General features: G+C 43.7%; 10 protein-coding genes. 4 read left to right on the top strand and 6 right to left on the bottom strand.

Annotation, left to right across the window (positions count from 1 at the left end):
- Positions 1 to 78 precede the first annotated feature (78 nt).
- The 6 genes from L1D60_RS09280 to L1D60_RS09255 all read right to left on the bottom strand — a co-directional run bounded on the left by L1D60_RS09280 (position 79) and on the right by L1D60_RS09255 (position 7,407).
- On the bottom strand, positions 79 to 297 hold the full coding sequence (locus L1D60_RS09280; protein WP_239840823.1) for a DUF2835 domain-containing protein: 219 nt from the start codon (positions 295 to 297) through the stop codon (positions 79 to 81).
- A gap of 170 nt (positions 298 to 467) precedes the next feature.
- Complete coding sequence (pepN, locus tag L1D60_RS09275) at positions 468 to 3,074, bottom strand: aminopeptidase N (protein ID WP_239840822.1); 2,607 nt, start codon at positions 3,072 to 3,074, stop codon at positions 468 to 470.
- Positions 3,075 to 3,311: 237 nt separating this feature from the next.
- Complete coding sequence (locus tag L1D60_RS09270) at positions 3,312 to 4,010, bottom strand: hypothetical protein (RefSeq protein ID WP_239840821.1); 699 nt, start codon at positions 4,008 to 4,010, stop codon at positions 3,312 to 3,314.
- Between the two features lie 189 nt (positions 4,011 to 4,199).
- On the bottom strand, positions 4,200 to 6,194 hold the full coding sequence (prc, locus tag L1D60_RS09265) for a carboxy terminal-processing peptidase (protein ID WP_239840820.1): 1,995 nt from the start codon (positions 6,192 to 6,194) through the stop codon (positions 4,200 to 4,202).
- Positions 6,195 to 6,211: 17 nt separating this feature from the next.
- Positions 6,212 to 6,835, bottom strand: coding sequence for an RNA chaperone ProQ (gene proQ, locus L1D60_RS09260; protein WP_239840819.1), 624 nt, complete (start codon positions 6,833 to 6,835; stop codon positions 6,212 to 6,214).
- Between the two features lie 98 nt (positions 6,836 to 6,933).
- Positions 6,934 to 7,407 (bottom strand): GAF domain-containing protein, encoded by a 474-nt coding sequence (locus tag L1D60_RS09255; RefSeq protein WP_239840818.1) that lies wholly within the window; start codon positions 7,405 to 7,407, stop codon positions 6,934 to 6,936.
- 89 nt (positions 7,408 to 7,496) lie between these two features.
- Here L1D60_RS09255 and L1D60_RS09250 point away from each other — a divergent pair, with 89 nt between their 5' ends.
- From L1D60_RS09250 to rsmF, 4 genes are all read left to right on the top strand, one after another.
- Positions 7,497 to 9,293: an ABC transporter ATP-binding protein gene (locus tag L1D60_RS09250; protein ID WP_239840817.1), complete on the top strand. Its 1,797-nt coding sequence runs from the start codon at positions 7,497 to 7,499 to the stop codon at positions 9,291 to 9,293.
- A gap of 98 nt (positions 9,294 to 9,391) precedes the next feature.
- Positions 9,392 to 10,675 (top strand): paraquat-inducible protein A, encoded by a 1,284-nt coding sequence (locus tag L1D60_RS09245; protein ID WP_239840816.1) that lies wholly within the window; start codon positions 9,392 to 9,394, stop codon positions 10,673 to 10,675.
- Entirely contained in the window at positions 10,662 to 13,319 is a 2,658-nt protein-coding gene (locus L1D60_RS09240; RefSeq protein WP_239840815.1) for an MlaD family protein, read from the top strand. The genes L1D60_RS09245 and L1D60_RS09240 overlap by 14 nt, the downstream gene beginning before the upstream one ends.
- A 144-nt stretch (positions 13,320 to 13,463) precedes the next feature.
- Entirely contained in the window at positions 13,464 to 14,885 is a 1,422-nt protein-coding gene (rsmF, locus tag L1D60_RS09235) for a 16S rRNA (cytosine(1407)-C(5))-methyltransferase RsmF (protein WP_239840814.1), read from the top strand.
- The last annotated feature ends 151 nt before the right edge of the window (positions 14,886 to 15,036 follow it).

Raw genomic sequence — 15,036 nt, 5'->3', positions numbered from 1 at the left:
TAATTTTCGGGCTGGTAGGAGGTGAAATGTTTGATTATGTGATTAAGATTCCTTTTAACTCTCTAGTTATGGCGAGGCTTACAGAGCTTCTAACTTAATAAACTTATTATTTTGGTCAGTTGTTAGTCTAAACAGCCCTTTCACCCCCATTTGTGTAAGAAACGGTCTGAATCGAGTTGCAGGTAATTGAAGCCTTAAACCTGTCGTTGTAACAACATGTACGTTACTTGCGGCGCCGGAATAATTCGCCAAAAACTGCTGGTAAGTAATATTAAGTCTGAAATGGTAGCTGTTCACATAGCACCTGTACAAAAAAACAGTATCCCGAAAAATCGGCACTTTTGATGAAAAAGCCAGCAACACACTAGCATTACTGGCTTAAATTTAAACATTATCTGACTATATCGCTTATCGCTGTATAGTTAGAAGATAATCTCGCTAAAGTTAGAAGAGAATAATAACTTTGATTACGCCTCAAGCGCTTTCGTCACTTTCTCAAACAGGTCTTTCGCAAGGTTGTCCATTGATTTCAACGTCTCTAGTTGCGCTTTGATCAACGCTTGACGCTCTTCGTCGTACTTACGGAACTTAAGTAGTGGGTCAATCAGTCGAGAGGCCACTTGCGGGTTGGTGCTGTTTAGCTCACGCAGGATCTCACCTGCAAACTCATAGCCTTTACCTGACTTGTCATGGAACTGAACTGGGTTCATGTTCAGAAATGAACCAACCAAGTTACGTGTGCGATTCGGGTTCTTCAAACTAAATGCTTGATGAGACATCGATTCCTTGATCACTTCTAGAGCATCACTGCTTGGGTTGGTACCTTGTAGTGCAAACCATTTGTCCATGACCAAACCATCGTGTTTCCACTTATCACTGTAATCAGCCATTAGCGTTTCACGACATGCAAGTTGAGCATTGTTTGCTGCACCCATTGCTGCCATCGTATCGGTCATATTGTTTGCAGATTCGTACATCTCAACAGCAAGATCGTTACCAAGCTCTGTATGTGCTAGATAGCTCAAGCAGACTTTACGCAACGTACGCTTACCGATTGAATCATGATCGATGGTGTACTCTTTCAGCGCATGACTATGGTATACCGCTGCTAATTCATCTTGCAGTTCAGCAGCCAGTGTCACTTTCATTGATTTAAGTACAGCCGCGATTGCATCGATATCAACACGCTCATACCAACCTGACACTTCATTGTGGCTTGGTAGAGAAAGCATCTCTGCAATAAATGCTGGCTCTAGTGTTTCGCTTAGTAATACCCCACGGAACGCATCAATCACCGATGAAGCAAGCTCGAACTCTTTACCCTGTTGTACATTAGCTACATTGTTACGGATGTACTTCGCTAGTAGCATCTGACCTGCATCCCAACGAGAGAATTCATTGCGAGCATAAACCATCAAGAAGATAAGTTCTTCATCTGAATAATCATACTCCAGTTTCACAGGCGCAGAGAACTCACGCAGTAGTGATGGAATTGGTTGTTCTTGAACGTTATCGAAAACGAAGGTTTGCTCCGCCTCTTTTACATCTAACACATTACCGACTTGCTCACCGTTACATTGTAACTCAATCACATCACCGTTTGATGTGTAGAGTTCGATGTCGAAAGGAATATGTAGCGCTTGTTTTTCAGATTGCTCATGTGTTGGTTCAGTGCGTTGACGTGTCGTCAGCGTATATTGTTTGGCTTCTGCATCGTAGTGACTTTCTACAGATAAAGTCGGCGTACCCGATTGACTGTACCATAAGCGGAACTGAGTCAGATCAACACCAGATGCATCTTCCATAGCTGCCACAAAATCTTCACAAGTCGCTGCTGTGCCGTCATGACGCTCAAAGTAAAGCTTCATACCTTTTTGGAAACCTTCTTCACCCAGCAGAGTATGAATCATACGAATCACTTCGCTACCCTTTTCGTAAACCGTCAAAGTGTAGAAGTTATTCATTTCAATCACTTTCTCAGGACGAATTGGGTGAGACATTGGGCTCGCATCTTCTGCAAACTGAGGGCCACGAATAATACGAACGTTGTTGATACGATTGACAGCTCTTGAACCTAGATCAGAAGAGAACTCTTGGTCGCGGAATACGGTTAGACCTTCTTTCAGACTTAATTGAAACCAGTCGCGACAAGTAACGCGGTTACCAGTCCAGTTGTGGAAGTACTCATGGCCAATTACCGCTTCGATACCTAGGTAATCGCTATCCGTTGCTGTCTGGTCATTAGCCAAAACAAACTTAGAATTAAATACATTGAGGCCTTTGTTCTCCATCGCGCCCATGTTGAAGAAATCAACCGCTACGATCATGTAGATATCTAGGTCGTATTCTAAGTCGAAACGCTCTTCATCCCACTTCATAGAGTTAACTAACGACACCATCGCGTGATTTGCGCGATCTAGATTGCCTTTATCAACAAAAATTTCTAAATCAACGTTGCGACCAGATTGAGTGGTGTATTTGTCACGCAGTACATCAAAGTCACCGGCAACCAATGCGAACAGGTATGCTGGTTTTGGATGTGGGTCTTCCCACTTAACCCAATGACGACCATTGTCTGCATCGCCTTCGTCGATACGATTACCATTACTTAATAGGAATGGATTCTCAGCTTTATCAGCAATCACTGTCGTTGTGAACTTTGCCAGGACATCAGGACGGTCCATGTAATAAGTAATACGACGGAAACCTTCCGCTTCACACTGAGTACAGAATGCGCCGCCCGACTTATATAAGCCCTCTAGTGCACTATTACCTTCAGGGTTCACTTCCGTCACGATCGTTAATTCGAACTCTTGAGGGAGTTGTGTCAGTGATAGCTGTGTTTCTGTTTGCTCGTAATGAGTCCACTCCGCGCCATTGACCGAAACTGATACCAACTTCAAGCCTTCACCATCCAGTACCAGAGTCGAGCTTTCCTTTTCTTGCTTTACCTTAGAAACAGCTGTCACGATAGAAGCTGTGTCATATAGGTCAAATGTTAGGTCTATCTCAGAGATACTATGAGAAGGTGATTGATAATCTTTACGATACTTGGCTTGAGGGGTATGTGCCATGACTTGTTCCTTTTGATCGTTATGCGTAAATTTGAAATAACTGTATATATCTAAAGGCAGTTTGGTCAGAACTCAAGGGCTAGATGAACAAAAAGAGGCATTTGGTATAAATGCCTCTTATATTTGCTAGTTTTTTAACCAGATTTGTTATTTAACACTGGTAAAGGGGGCTGGATTACTATTTTCCATCAAACGGAAATAACTCCACATTTTAACAATTTCTTTAGAAACAGAGCGTTAACGAATTCTGTTGAGCACAGCGTACATATCACTCTCTTCACCTTCGAGTGTTAAAACGTCACTATTGAGGGTATAGCGTGTACCGTGCTCACCATCTTCATAAAGCAGAACTAATTGGTCGCCTTCTGTGTAATAAACACCGCGCTGCACGATCTCATCACCTGTTTCATCAGAGACTCTGAACATGAAAACGAAATCCGGTTGTAGAACTAAATCCATCTTCTGAATATTACTTGCTCTCAAATCACTACCTGATAATTCAGCACTCGACCAAATCCCTGCCAGTGCATTGGGTAGAGCTTTGGTAAACAAAACACCGTTGAGATTCAGCATATTGTGATTACTGCTGTATGAGTAAACCTGTGGTTCTGCCGTGTTTAGGCCGAGAATAATCGTGTCACCATTGGCGTTATACATCCCTTCCCAATGATCAACGCTAAAGTCTTTCTTTTGAATATCGATACTGAATGTGTAATTGGAATCAAGGGTAAGTTTAATTGCTCTGAAGTCTTCAGTACCGTCTTCAGGGTTTGGGTTAAGTAGGTACCAATCACCCAGCAAAAGTGGAAGATCGAAGTGCGACAGATTACTGTCACTCTTAGCTGGTTGAGTTGGCTCAGTAGGTGTCGGTGCAGCACCTTCTCCGGCTGTAGCGATAAATGATAGACAAGATAGTGTCAGAAGTATCCATTTCATACGCGCCCCCTTATGTTTCTTTAAGCTTAGGCACGTTATTCATATAAAGCGAAAAATATGATCCAAATCACTAAATTTTACTTACGAAGTAACATTTTTGTCATCCCAAAGGGAAAAGATGCATGTTTGTGGCAACCATAGATAATAAAAAAGCGAGCACAAGGCTCGCTTTTTTTCGCTCAACAAGAGTTACTTATTGATCATATCTAGCATGATCGCAACTGACTCATCCAAGTAAGCGTCAGGGGCTTCGTAGTCTTTAGGCACATCATCCAATGTCTTAAAGGGTTCTTCACCGTTAGCTTTTTGACGCAGGTTGATACGTTCTAAACGAAGTGCTTCTGCTGTGTCAGTCTCTTCTTGTCGCATTTTCTCGTTTAGAGAAAGCGTATTATCGTCTTTATCGGCTTTATATTTTTCAATATCTTGAGCGATAAATCCGAACTCCATATCTTTAGCAATACGAGCTTGGTGTTGTGTTGTCAACTTTGCAATTTGTTCATCGTTACGCTGTAACACAGAGTATTTTGCTTTGTCGATACTATCCCAAGGCAGCGCATTGTCCTCTACACTCTCACCTGTTTCTGCAGGATCGACTGGCGTTGGATAAGCAATATCTGGAACTACACCTTTATTTTGTGTACTACCGCCATTGATTCGATAGAACTTCTGAATGGTGTACTGAACATAACCTAGCTCTTTATCGAATAAATCGTAGATATGATTCAGTGAACGGTGCTGTTGTACCGTGCCTTTACCAAATGAATTCTCACCTAAGATGATCGCGCGTCCGTAATCTTGCATTGCCGCCGCAAAGATTTCCGAAGCTGAAGCACTGTATCGGTTGATCAAAACCGTCAACGGACCTTGATAGCTGATTTCGCCATCAGTATCGCTGTTCACTTTGACACGACCATAGCTGTCACGAACTTGAACTACTGGACCTTCTTTAATAAACAGGCCAGAAAGTGCCGTTGCCTCAGTCAGTGCACCACCACCGTTGTTACGAAGGTCAACAATGATGCCGTCAACATCTTGTTTCTTAAGCTCAGTAATCAGCTTATCAGTATCTTTTGAAAGGCCAACATAGAAACTCGGTACTTCAAGTACACCAATCTTCTTGCCGTCTTTCTCAATCACTTCAGACTTAACAGCCCTGTCTTCGAGACGAATCTTATCGCGTACAATTGTGACAACGTGACTTTTTGCATCTTTACCGTCAGGCAAGATCTGAAGCTTAACCTTAGTCCCTTTTGGACCTTTGATTAATTGAACAACGTCATCAAGTCGCCAGCCAATAACATCTACGATCTCTTCGCCATCTTGCCCGACACCAACTATACGGTCACCCTCACCTAACTGCTTGCTGTTAGATGCAGGACCACCAGCCACTAATGAACGAATAACCGTGTAGTCATCCGTCATTTGCAATACTGCTCCAATTCCTTCCAATGAAAGATTCATTTCAGATTGGAACTGCTCTGCATTACGTGGTGATAAGTAGCTAGTATGCGGATCAACTTCACGAGCAAATGCATTCATGTAGATCTGGAAAGCATCTTCGTTATGCGATTGCGTGATTCGCTTCATCGCATTGTTATAACGCTTTTCCAAAACTTCTTGAATTTCAGGCCACTCTTTTCCAGTCAGCTTAAGATTTAACGCATCGTATTTAACACGTTTGCGCCAAAGTTCATTCACTTCTGCGGTATCTCTAGGCCAAGCTGCTTCACTGCGGTCGAGTTCAATGCTTTCATCTACATCAAACTTAATCTCTTCATCAAGCAAAGACAGCGCATATTGAAAACGCTCAAAACGCTTTTGCATTGATAGATTGTAAACATCAAAAGCAATCTGGTTATTACCGGCTTTTAGTTGATCATCAAGCTGAATGGCTTTTGAAGTAAAAGAGTCGATATCCGCCTGAGTGAAGATATTGCGGTTGTAATCGAGCATCTCTAGGTAACGATTAAAAATAGCTTGAGAGAAATCGTCGTTGAGATTGAAGTGTTTATAGTGAGAACGTGTGAAACGAGAAGTGACACGTTTACTCGCGGTTTCATGTTGGACTTCAGGAGCGAGTAGAGGTAAATCATCCTGATCGAGTTTGGCTTCGAGAGCCTGAGCTGAAGCTGCTAGCCAAAAGCTAGCAGCAATCAGTGTCAATTTTGAACGGCATTTCATGCGTAGGAGTATCTCCTTTAAGCGCGCAAGTGCTCCGCTTTAACAACCATTTGTAGGCCGTTTGCTAACTGAACACGTACATCTTCCTTATTGATTTCAACAATGGTCGCAGCCATGTTTCCTTTACCCATGTTCACATTCACTTCTTTGCCAGTAACGAATTCGTCAGCATTTAGAGCGCGTGTTTCAACAGGCTTTTCTACTTTTGGAGCTTTTGGTGCTTGACGACGAGGCTGTTGAGCTTTCTTCGCCTTTGGTTTTGCTTTGTTCTCTTCGCGAGCTTTTTGCGCTTGCTCTTTACGACGAGCTTGTACTTTCGCTTTGCTTTCTGCAAGAGTCGCTTTAGCGTGCTCTACGTGCTCTTCTTCTAGAACACCACATGCGTTGCCATCTAGGTCAACACGCTCTGCACCAGCTTTTACGCCGTGCAGGTAACGCCATGATGAAGTGTACTGTCTTAACGCTGCACGTAGCTGAGTCTTGCTTACTTTCTCGTCTTCATTTAGACGTTCAGCAAGATCTTGAAAAATACCAATTTTAAGTGGTTTAGCTTCACCTTCTAAAGTAAAGCATTTAGGGAAACATTCAGCAATATATGCGATAACTTCTTTGCTGTTTTTTAACTTTTCAGTGTTTTCCATGAGGGTTCCTGGTTTTTGCGGTTTTTCCGCGAGCATTAAGAAAATATTTTTACGTATTATAGAGAGATGCTTGGGAAAAACCACAGTAAGAGAATAATTTATGCCTTGTTCGTATGCGAATTAAGCAGCTTTTCCACTTCTGCCATGAAAAATGTCAGTCCTTCCTCGTCAATTTCACTAAATCGACCAACATTTGGGCTATCGATATCAAGTACACCAGCAATTTCACCATTAATAGAGAATGGGATTACGATCTCTGAGTTACTAGCGGCATCACAAGCAATGTGACCTTCGAACTCATGTACGTCGTATATACGTTGTACAGAGTTTGTTGCTACTGCCGTTCCACATACTCCGCGGCCAATTGGAATACGAACACACGCAGGCTTACCTTGAAATGGGCCAAGAACCAACTCATCGCCTTTCATTAAGTAAAAGCCAGCCCAGTTAAGATCGTCAAGTTCCATCGCCAGTAATGCACTGATATTTGACAAATTTGCGATCATATCGGTTTCTGATTCGATTAAAGCGACGGCTTGTTTGGTTAAGCGATGGTAATGTTCTATTTTCATATTAACTTCCAATTAAATTGAGACTTCCATTATTAAGAGAACGCAGTAGAATGCGGCCACCAACCCAAATAGGACTTATTCTCATTAAAATGACCAATTCAGATGACACTATTAGCCGCGCTTGGCTTATAACTCAAGTAAAAAAACACAAGTCCAAACTGGTGTTTGCCAACATTATTGCCATTATCGCCACACTTATCAGCGTCCCTATCCCACTCTTAATGCCTTTAATGGTTGATGAAGTCTTACTCGACAAGCCTGCATCTGGCCTAGATATGATGAATCATCTATTGCCAGCTTCAATGCAAACGCCTACCGGTTACATTGCACTGACACTCCTATTGGTCATTGTGATGCGCACAGTTAGTCAAGGACTGAACATTCTTCAAGGTCGACAATTTACTCTTGTATCCAAAACGATCACTTATCAGATGCGCAGTAAGATGATCGACAAGCTTGGTCGCATCAGTATCAGACAATACGAAACCAAAGGCAGCGGTGGCATCAATGCTCACTTAATCACTGACATAGAGACCATCGATAAATTTATTGGTTCAACACTGTCTAAATTCCTTATTAGTTTTCTCACCGTCCTAGGCACATCCATTGTCTTACTGTGGTTGGAATGGCGCTTAGGCCTGTTCATTTTATTGGTTAACCCTGTTGTTATCTATTTCTCGCGAAAGCTTGGTAGTAAGGTCAAACACCTTAAGAAACATGAAAACCAGTCATTTGAGCGCTTCCAGAACCGTTTGGTCGAAACTCTCGATGGCATTTATCAATTAAGAGCGGCCAATAAGGAACGTATTTTCCTCGACGAACTAAAGCAGCAAGCTGATCAAGTTCGAATTGATGCCGACAAATACGCTTGGCAATCGGAAGCAGCAGGTCGATTATCGTTCCTTCTGTTTTTGCTCGGCTTTGAACTGTTTAGAGCTGTCGCGATGTTGATGGTCTTGTTTAGCGATCTGACCATCGGCCAAATCTTTGCGGTATTTGGTTACCTATGGTTTATGTTAGGCCCTGTACAAGAACTACTTGGTATTCAGTTCTCTTGGTACAGCGCTAAGGCCGCACTGAAGCGTATTAATGACTTACTGACACTTGAAGAAGAGCACCGCCCTGTCAGTAAAGTGAACCCATTTTCTGAAAATAAAGAAGTGTCTGTTGATATTGAAAATGTTACATTCTCTTACACTTTAGAAAACACTGTTTTAAACCGGCTTTCACTCTCAATTCCAGCGGGTAAGAAAGTCGCACTGGTAGGTGCCAGTGGCGGTGGTAAATCTACACTCATCCAACTGCTGATTGGGGTTTATCGCGCAGATTCAGGCCATATAAAATACAATGGCGAGACGACGGATGACATCAGCTTTGATGTAATTCGAAATCAAATAGCCGTTGTTTTACAACAGCCTATACTCTTCAACGATACATTAAGGCATAATCTGACCCTTGGAGCAGATTACGACGAAATGTCGTTATGGCGTGCGCTAGATATCGCCCAGATGCAAGACGTTATTGCGCAATTAAGTGATGGGCTAGATACACAAATCGGCAAGAATGGGGTTCGCCTATCCGGTGGACAAAGACAGCGCTTGGCAATTGCTCGAATGGTGTTGAGTAATCCTAAGTTTGTTATTCTCGACGAAGCGACGTCTGCGCTCGATACTGCAACCGAAGCCGCTCTGCATAAAGCGTTAAGTGAATTTTTGAAAGATCGCACAACATTGATTGTTGCGCACCGACTTTCAGCGGTAAAACAAGCTGATCTCATCTATGTATTAGAAGATGGGCAGGTAACACAAACGGGTACACATGGTGAATTGGTTGAACAACAAGGACTGTATCAAACACTCTATGGGAGTGTGCAATCTCACGCCTAATATTTGTTCACCAACAGATAAGGGCAAGTTCACAGCTTGCCCAATACACCATCACTCGTTTTTAACCCACAGCAATCAAATTAATGAATGGAGGTCTTATGGCCTCCACTTCTAAAACACCAACTCAAACCGTTCCATTATCCGAACGTCATCAGAACGAACCACAAAATGTGCGCCTTTGCCAAGGGTGCGAGTTACCGGTAGACAAAACCGATGTTCCTAGCGGCAAATCAGCATACTGCCCTCGTTGCGGCACTCAGCTTTATCGAGGCGGATCCCCGAGCTTATCAGGCAATCTAGCGATAGCTGTCACCTGTCTACTGTTGTTCATTCCATCGCACTTTTTCGATTACATTAGTATTCGTCTGATTGGTGTGATGATCCCCGCGACGCTCCCTTCTGGTGTATTTACGTTGATGGCGGAAGGTTTCCCGCTCCTTGGGCTATTAATTCTATTTTGTAGTTCAATTGCGCCATTTCTTGTATGTAGCTCAGTATTGCTCGCTCACCTTGCTTTAGACATGAAGTGGTTTACGCCATTTCGTTATTCACTAGCCATCGTCCAAACTCTCAAACATTGGATGATGCTAGATGTATTCTTGGTCAGTGTTGCGGTCTCTTGTTTTAAGCTCCAAGACTATTCCGATATTTTTGTCGGTCCGGGGCTTATCGGCCTGCTGCTTCTACAGCTGTTTAGTGTCCTTCTAGTGAGCCGAATTAGTGTTCGCCGATATTGGGAAGCATGGAAAGCAGAGGCTACATTTAATTTTGATACTTCTAAAAGTGTCCATTGTCATAATTGTCACCTCTCTCAACCAGAGGGAGAAAATTGTGTGCGTTGTCATCACCAGCTTTATCATCGCAAACCCTATTCGATTCAAAAGACATGGTGTCTACTGATTGCTGCATCTGTTGCAATCATACCTGCCAACGTCATCCCTATTTCAATACTGATTACCAACGGCCAACGCCTCGAAGATACAATAATCTCTGGTGTCGCCTCATTGGTAAACAGCGAAATGTACGGCATTGCCGCGATCATTTTTATCGCCAGTATCGTCGTGCCTGTCGCTAAGATTTTAGGGCTTGCCTACATTCTTATATGTATTCAAGTGAAAAGGACGCTCTACCGCCGTCAGCGTATGACGATCTATTTCATCGTAAAGTGGATTGGCAAATGGTCTGTAATGGATCTATTTGTTATCTCAATCATGATGACATTAGTCGACCGCGGTCAAATTCTTAATTTTACACCAGGATATGGTGCTGTGGCTTTTGGCGTTGTAGTGGTACTTACCATGCTCGCCGCTGAAAGCTTAGATCCTAGGCTTATTTGGGATAACCACACCTCTAATGATGGGTCAGTGAATGAACAACAATAACCAATCACAAACGTCGTACTCACCTGATATCAGGAAAAACAAAGGTATTTCACCTCTGTGGATTCTTCCGATACTGACCGTCGCACTAGCCGGCTGGTTGGTGATGAAGTCAATTCATGATGCAGGGCAGCGTGTACAGATCTACTTCTCAGATGCGGCAGGTTTAATCGCTGGTAGAACTACCATTCGATACCAAGGCCTCGAAGTCGGTATGGTACGAGATATTACACTCTCTGAAGATCTTGAGAGCATCTACGTTGACGCAGACATCTACCCAGAGGCGAAAAAACTCCTTAGTAAAGGCACGCGATTTTGGTTAGTAAAACCAACCGCGAGCCTGTCTGGAATATCAGGGCTGGATGCCTTGGTGTCTGGTAATTACATTGCGATTCATCCAAGTGAAACCGAGCAAGAGCCAGAAACAGTATTCACCGCTTTAGAGTCTTCACCTTCAGACCTGCTCGCTTCGCAAGGCTTAAACATCATGTTGACCGCGAAAGACCTCGGTGGTGTGTCGGTGGGCTCTCAAATCGTTTACCGCAAAATCCCAATTGGTGAGGTTTACAACTATCAACTTAATGAAAGCGGTAAATCGGTAACGATTCAAGCAGCAATTAAAGATGAATACAGCCACATCATCACCGACCAAAGCCGCTTCTGGAACGTTAGTGGCTTAGGAGCAAGTATTGGTTTTTCTGGCGTCGACGTGCGTTTAGAGAGTCTCAGTGCCCTACTTGGAGGTTCAATTGCGGTTGATTCACCAGGGGAAGGTCAGCCTGTCGAAATGAATACCAAGTTCAAGCTCTACCCAGATCTAAAGACGGCTGGACGTGGTATCTCGGTCAAGATTGCCGTGCCTGATGACAACAACATCAGCGCAACGGGTGCGCCAATTATGTACCGCGGTATCGAAATTGGTCAGGTTACCGACCTTTCACTGAGTAAAGGTCGCGAAAATGTGGTTGCCTCTGCTGCAATTCAACCTGCGTTCAGCGATTTCTTAAACTCAGGCAGTAAATTCATCTTAGAAGAAGCCAAGCTATCTTTAACGGGTGTAGAGAACATTGGCAACTTGGTCACGGGGAATTTCCTTACACTAGTACCGGGAGAAGGTGACAAAGCGCGTCAATTTACCGCGATTCGTAAACACGAATACAACCAACAACAAGAAAAGTCTGTTGCAATTCGCCTGACATCAAACAACTCATTTGGTCTAGATGTTGGGACGAACCTGCTCTACAAAGGCATTGCAGTTGGCTCGATCATTGAAGTGGGTCTTGTTGACGGAGTCGGTACTGGAAGTGATAGGCACGAAGTTTACATGGACGCGCTAATCGACAACCAATACGCGCATCTTATCAAGAGCAATAACCGTTTCTTCGTGACGGGCAGCGCCACTGCAGAGCTCACGGAATCCGGCTTGAGTGTCACAGTTCCACCAGCCAAACAACTGTTGACTGGCTCTATCAGCTTTGTAAGTGAAGGCCAAGCTAAAGTACAACCAAACTATCAACTGTTCCAAAGCAAATCATTGGCTGAATTGGCAAAGCTTAATCACAGTGGTTCTAAGTCGATCACTTTGTTTGCCAATGAGCTACCGCCTATCTCGAAAGGCAGCCCAATTCTTTATAGAAATCTTGAGGTGGGTACCGTTTCCGACTTCCAACTATCTGACGGCGGCGTGAAGATCAAAGCCAAGGTTGAAAATCGCTACACGCATTTAATTACAGCTCAAACAGTCTTTTGGAATCGTTCAGGTGTTGAAGTCGATGCCTCTTTAGCCGGTGTGAATATCACTGCAGCTCCAATGAAAACTCTGATTCAAGGTGGTATTGCCTTTGACTCTTTGCCTGGCATCGATAATAAGGTTGGTTCTTCTTGGAAGCTCTATGAAAATGCTAAGACAGCTCGTAAGTTTGGCCGTGCGATTCAGTTAGTCGCTGGTGGTGATATCGAGGTGGCAAAAGGAACACCGATTAAATACCAAGGTGTGACCGTTGGTGAAGTGACGCTCGTCGTTCCTAACTTCAACCGCAAGGGTATTGAGATCACCGCTCGAATCCTGCCGGAGTATGTCGACAAAATTGCGGTACAGAGTAGTCATTTCTGGTTGGCGAGCCCTGAGATTGGGCTGAGCGGTATTAAAAACGTTTCGGCGCTGCTGTCTAAGCACATTAGTGTTGAGCCTGGCTCAGGCAAGCACACTAATCAGTTTGTGTTAGACGATGCACCGATTGCATCTCAAGGAAAAGTGTTTGTGCTTCAGAGCGAATCTCGTGGCTCTGTGACCAAAGGCACCCCTATTCTATTCCGCGAATTAGAGATTGGCTCTGTGATTGATGTTCGCCTGGGTGAATTCGCTGATCGTATTATCTCAACGATTCGCATTGACTCTGAATATGCCTACTTAGTTCGCGCCAATAGCGTGTTCTGGAACGTATCAGGTGTCGACGTCTCTATTGGCCTGTCTGGTGCGAATATCAAAGCTGGTACGGTTGAAAGCTTACTGCGCGGTGGTATCACTTTTGCTACACCTCCAACAGATAAACTCCAACCACAAGCAGCAGAAGATCAATCTTTCTACCTTTACCCGCAAGCGGAAGATGACTGGAAAATGTGGCGTACCGCTATTCCGAAGCCTTAGTCAACCAAAAGGTTCAAAGCGAACAATAATTAAACGTAAATGCAGCCAATTGGCTGCATTTTTATTATCTGGGTCAATTGTGGTTTAGCACTCAACCTTTTTGCTTTAAACTTGTCGCATTCAAGTCACAGCCGAGATAAACCCTTGCACGCTAACGTCTATATCCCCAAAGAGTTTCTTACTCACATCGAAACCTTTATGCCGAGTCATCTGGACATGGCTTCATTTATCGAGTCATGCCAAAAACCACTACGCAAAAGCATTCGAGTCAACACACTCAAGATCAGTGTTGAAGACTTCTTAGCGCGTGCAAAAGACAAAGGCTGGGAACTAGAAGCGGTGCCATGGTGTGACACTGGATTTTGGATCACAGCAGATGAGAGTGTAGTCCCACTTGGAAATACATCTGAGCATATGTCTGGTCTTTTCTACATTCAAGAAGCCAGCTCTATGATGCCGCCTTCAGCACTGTTCTTTGGAAATGAAGAATATAGTGCTGTTCTGGATACCGCGGCGGCGCCAGGCTCTAAAACAACACAGATCGCTGCTTTAATGAATAACGAAGGCGTTCTGGTTGCCAACGAATACGCAGCAAGTCGTGTAAAAGTCCTTCATGCTAACATCGAACGCTGTGGTGTTCGCAACGCGGCGTTGAGTAACTTTGATGGCCGTGTATTTGGTGGCTGGTTACCAGAGACCTTTGATGCAGTTTTGCTCGACACGCCATGCTCTGGAGAAGGTACTGTACGCAAAGATGCAGACGCGATGAAAAACTGGACCTACGACTCAGTAGTCGATATCGCGAACACACAAAAAGATTTGATTGAGAGTGCTTTCCATGCACTTAAAACCGATGGGGTTCTGGTTTATTCAACATGTACTCTGAGTACAGAAGAGAACCAACAAGTTTGTCACCACTTAAAAGAAACCTTTGGTGATGCCGTGGAGTTCGAGTCTCTTGAAGGTTTATTCGAGGATGCCAAAGCGGCCCTAACTGAAGAAGGATTCCTACATATCTTCCCACAAGTATACGATTCAGAAGGTTTCTTCGTGGCTCGTATACGCAAGGTGGCTTCTGTAACACCACCCCAAGTGAAAAAGCGCATGGGTAAATTCCCATTTGAAAAAGCGTCGAAAAAAATACAACAAGAAGTTGAGGATCACCTCAATACTGCTTTAGATATCTCACTACCAACAGACGCTCAGGTTTGGCTACGCGACAAGGATGTGTGGTTATTCCCGGCTGCACTTGAGCCTATGATTGGCGAGCTACGATTCTCGCGCATGGGCATCAAGATCGCCGAGACACATAAGAAAGGCTATCGCTGGCAGCATCAAGTCGCAACATCCTTGGCTAAAGGAAACGAATCGAATGTCGTTGAGCTAACCGTTGAAGATGCTCGTGAGTGGTTCATGGGACGCGACGTTCGCCCTGAAGGTTTATCAGGTAAAGGTGAAGTTCTTGTTAAATTTGAAGGGGCAATTATTGGCCTTGGGAAGTGGGTCGGTAACCGAATTAAAAACGGCCTCCCTCGAGAATTAGTTCGAGATAAAAACTTGTTCTAACTCCTACGCATAAAACCATAAAAGCCCGATATTGCACTCTTGTGTTGATGTGATATCGGGCTTTTTTGTTTCTATCGGAGCGAGATAAGGTGATTCAAAAGTAACTCTGATGCATATCGTCAAATGCTACTGTTATTAAAACTATTAATAA

The sequence above is a fragment of the Vibrio sp. Isolate30 genome, from assembly GCF_022397975.1.
GTDB lineage: Bacteria > Pseudomonadota > Gammaproteobacteria > Enterobacterales > Vibrionaceae > Vibrio > Vibrio fortis.
The sequence above is the reverse complement of the archived record's forward strand: the minus strand, read 5'-3'. Positions and strand labels throughout refer to the sequence as shown.